Annotated in this window: 1 protein-coding gene; it reads left to right on the top strand. The window is 61.3% G+C overall.

The annotated features are described in order from the left end of the window. A partial coding sequence (locus SB659_RS19700; protein WP_410551633.1) for an integrase core domain-containing protein occupies positions 1-266 on the top strand: 266 nt, incomplete at both ends.

Below are 266 nucleotides of genomic sequence, written 5' to 3' on the forward strand. Positions count from 1 at the left end.
TGGCTGACGGACAACGGCTCGGCCTACATCGACCACCGCACGCGCAGCTTCGCTCGCGAACTGGGTCTTGAGCCGCTGACCACACCGGTCCGTTCGCCGCAGAGCAATGGCATGGCGGAATCGTTCGTGAAGACCATGAAGCACAATTACGTCGCCTATATGGACAAGCCCGACGCACCAACGGCGCTCTCGCGTCTGGCTATCGCGTTCGAACACTACAATGAGCGCCACCCGCACAAAGCCCTGAAATACCGCTCGCCTCGCGA

Source organism: Arthrobacter sp. SIMBA_036, from assembly GCF_046535135.1.
GTDB lineage: Bacteria > Actinomycetota > Actinomycetes > Actinomycetales > Micrococcaceae > Arthrobacter.